Genomic DNA, 3,714 nt, shown 5'->3' with positions numbered 1-3,714 from the left:
GTGCAAGGCTCCTGTTGCCCGCCGCAGAAACCGCAAGAGAAGGTTAAGCTAAGGCTCTGTTGGCCCCCGACCATCAGATTGGCAGGATGGGTGTCATGTTCCAGATCCAACCCCTGACCCCAGAACGGATTGCCCGTATGGCGGCAGGAGAGGTGATCGACTCTCTGGGGGCTGCTCTGCGGGAATTGCTGGAAAATGCCCTCGATGCCCAGGCCACCCGCATTCAAGTGGAGATCTGGCCGACTCGCTGGCAGGTGCAGGTGGGGGATAACGGCCACGGCATCCCGGCCTCGGAGCTGGAGCAGGTGGCCCGCCGCCATACCACCAGCAAACTGGAAGGTCGCAGCCTGGGATTTCGTGGGGAAGCCCTGCACAGCCTAGCCCGCTTGGGATCCCTAGCTATCCAAACCCGCCACGCTGACGATGCTCACGGCTGGCTGGCCGCCTACGACCGACAGGGGGAGCTGATCCACAAGCAGCCGGCAGCCACTGCCTTGGGAACGGTGGTCACGGTTGCGGATTTGTTTGCCGACTGGCCTCTGCGCCGTCGGGCCTTGCCCCAAACTCGCCCGCTCCTGACCCTGGTGCAGAATGCAGCCCTAGCCCATCCCTGGGTCAGTTGGCAGGTGCATCAGGAAGGGCAATTGCTGCTCAGCCTCTGGCCGGGAAAGTCTCTGCAAGATCTGCTGCTGCAGGTGTTGCCGCAGGTGGATCCCACGGATCTGCGCTATCGGCGGATCCAGGATGGGGATAGCGATTGGGAAGTGGTGCTGGGCCTGCCGGATCGCCTGCATCGCCCCCACCCCGATTGGATCCGTGTGGCCGTAAACGGACGGTTTGTGCAGATGCCCGACTGGCAACGGCTGATCCAGTCGGTTTTTCACCACGCGTTGCCTCGCCACCGTCATCCACTGGTGGTTGTTCACCTGCGCCTGCCCCCAGAGCAGGTGGATTGGAACCGTCATCCTGCCAAAAGCGAGCTCTACCTGGAGAATCTGACGGCCCGCCAGGAGCAGTTGCGCCAACACCTGCACTCCCTTCTGCAATTGGGATCCGAGCAGGCCAGCCGCCGCTCTGTGCATCTGATCCGGGCCAGCGAGGCCAAGGTGGTCTATCGAGTCTCGCCCGATCTCCAGAGCCATCTTCCTCCCTCTGACCGGCCAACTTCTCCCTTGCCTCCCCTCAGAGCGCTGGCCCAACTGCATCGGATCTACATCTTGGCGGAGCATCCCCAGGGGCTATGGCTGGTGGAGCAGCACCTGGCCCACGAGCGAGTTCGCTATGAGTACATCCGGCAGCATTGGCAACTGGTAGCACCGGAGACGCCCATAACGCTGCAAGGACTATCGCCCCAAGCCCTGGAGCGGTTGGAGCAGTTGGGGCTGGAGCCAGAACCCTTTGGCCCCAATACCCATCTCATTCGACGCATCCCTCTGGCTTTAGGGTCGGAAGATCCGGAAGAGGTACAGGGATCCCTGCTAGAGCTCAGCAGTTGTCAAGATGTGCAGGCAGCCCAGGTGGCGGTGGCCTGTCGAGGGGCCTTGCGCAATGGGATCCCGCTGACCCTAGAGCAGATGCAAAAGCTGTTGGAAGCCTGGCAGCGCACCGCCAATCCCCACACTTGCCCTCATGGTCGCCCGGTCTACCTGGCCCTGGCAGAAAAAGATCTGGCCCGTTACTTCCGCCGCCGTTGGGGCCTCTGCGACCGGCCTATCTCCGACTCCAAACTGGGATCCCTATGGGAGCTGGATCCGCTGGGAGACAGGTTTGCCGCCCAGGTGCGCTCTTCTGCGTCGGATCCCACGGACGAGCCCAGCTCCACCCCACTATAATCGGGGGTGTCCAACTGCTGAAACCCCTGAAACTCCATGGCCTCCTATCTCAAACTCAAAGCCCAAGAAGAGACCTGGCTGCAGCGCCATTCCCGTCTGATCTTGGCGATCTTGGCCGGCCTGGGATCCCTGTTGACGGCCTATCTCACCTACACCAAGCTGACGGAGCAGCCCGCCGCCTTCTGCACGGGGGATGGGGGGTGTGACCTGGTGCTCTCCAGCCGTTGGGCAGAGTTTTTGGGGATCCCGACAGCGGCTGTTGGCCTGTTGGGATTTTTGGGAGTCTTGGCGCTGGCGGTGCTGCCGGATGGGCTCCCACTGGTGAAGCGGTGGCGCTGGCCGGCCCTGTTTGGCTTGGTTTCCGCCATGACCGCCTTTGAGATGTACATGCTTTACCTGATGGTGGCGGTGCTGCGGCAATTCTGCATGTACTGCACCACCGCGATCATCTTGGTGGCAGGGCTATGGCTGGTGACCATGCTGGGCCACCGCTGGCTGGATGGGGGCAAGCTGGCCTTCAGCTACATTCTGGTGGCCTTTCTCACGTTGGTGACCACGATTGGGGTGTACGCCAACCAAGTTCCCCCGCCTAGCCCCCTGGCGGTAGGGTTAGCAGCCCACCTGCGGCAGATCGGCGGCACTATGTACGGGGCCTATTGGTGCCCCCATTGTCAAGACCAAAAGGAGCTGTTCGGGGCAGCTTTCGACCAAGTGCCCTACGTGGAGTGCTCCCCCAACGGCCCCGGCACTCCACAGGCTCGAGAATGTACAGAAGCGGGGATCACCAGCTATCCCACCTGGATCATCAATGGCCGCACCTACACAGGCGTTCGCTCTCTGGAAGCCTTGGCGGTGGCCTCTGGCTATCCGCTGGAAGAGGGCAGATAAACCCCTGGAGTCGGGATGAGGATGTGAACTCGGTTGCGCCCTGCCTGCTTGGCCTGGTAGAGCGCGCTATCCGCCTGCTGCAAGGCAGCTTCCGGCTCCAGGCGGTAGTCTTCGCTGAGCACGACCCCACCGATGCTGATGGTAACAGGCAGGCTGCGCTTGGGGGAGATGTCAATGGGCCGTTTGGCGATAGCCTGCCGCAGAGACTCTGCGTAGCGACCACAGCGAGAGGGGCTAAGTCCGGGCGTAAGGCAAACAAATTCTTCCCCACCATAGCGGTAGAGCAGGCTGGAGGGCCGCAGTTGATTTTGCAGCCGCCCGACGATGGCCTGCAGCACACAGTCGCCAATGTAGTGGCCGTGGCTGTCGTTGATTTGCTTAAAGTGATCTACATCCATCATCAGCAGGCAGAGATAGCGGTAGCGAGCTTCCCCGCGGGCTCCCACCTGCTTGAGCAAATGGGGCAGCGCCTGATCCAGAGCTCGCCGGTTCAACGCCCCGGTCAAGGGATCCGTCAAAGACAAAGACTCCAACAGCTCGTTGCGGGCTCGCAATTGCCGGTTGGCCTGGGCCAAAGCTTGGGTGAGCCGCTGGAGACGTAACCCTGCCCGCACCCGCGCTCGCAGCTCCTCGGGATCGACCGGCTTGGTGATGAATTCATCCGCCCCCGCATCCAGCCCCTCTACCCGAGCCTCAACTTCAGAACGGGACGTGAGCAAAATGAAATAGACAAACTGCCCTGCGGCGGATCCCTTGAGACGGCGACAGAACTCTACCCCCGACATCTCAGGCATGACCCAGTCGCAGATCACCATGTCGGGCCACTCGCTCTCTTCCAAGCTTTGCAAGGAATCCCAAGCTGCTCGGCCGCTTTCCCAGCTTTCCACGTAGTACTGGGAGCCTGTGAGAACATTGATAATGTAGCAACGAACCACTGGGTCATCATCGACAACCCAAATGCGGGGAGTCCGGGCCGGAACAGAGCTCCAAAAGG

At 61.6% G+C, this 3,714-nt stretch carries 3 protein-coding genes; 2 read left to right on the top strand and 1 reads right to left on the bottom strand.

Features of this window, described 5'->3' with window-relative positions; translation table 11 throughout:
• Positions 1 to 95: 95 nt before the first annotated feature.
• Both mutL and NW820_RS08345 read left to right on the top strand, forming a co-directional pair.
• Positions 96 to 1,832: a DNA mismatch repair endonuclease MutL gene (gene mutL / locus NW820_RS08350; RefSeq protein ID WP_414407222.1), complete on the top strand. Its 1,737-nt coding sequence runs from the start codon at positions 96 to 98 to the stop codon at positions 1,830 to 1,832.
• Positions 1,833 to 1,868: 36 nt separating this feature from the next.
• Positions 1,869 to 2,720, top strand: a complete 852-nt coding sequence (locus NW820_RS08345) for a vitamin K epoxide reductase family protein (protein ID WP_414407221.1) — start codon at positions 1,869 to 1,871, stop codon at positions 2,718 to 2,720.
• On the opposite strand, the gene NW820_RS08340 is transcribed toward NW820_RS08345, so the two are convergent.
• On the bottom strand, positions 2,696 to 3,714 hold a 1,019-nt coding region (locus NW820_RS08340; RefSeq protein WP_414407220.1), incomplete at its 5' end, for a diguanylate cyclase. The genes NW820_RS08345 and NW820_RS08340 overlap by 25 nt on opposite strands.

It is taken from the genome of Synechococcus sp. R55.7, assembly GCF_047461955.1.
In the GTDB taxonomy this organism is placed as follows: Bacteria; Cyanobacteriota; Cyanobacteriia; order Thermostichales; family Thermostichaceae; genus Thermostichus.
Note: the sequence above shows the minus strand (reverse complement) of the source record. Positions and strands in the feature narration are given on the sequence as shown.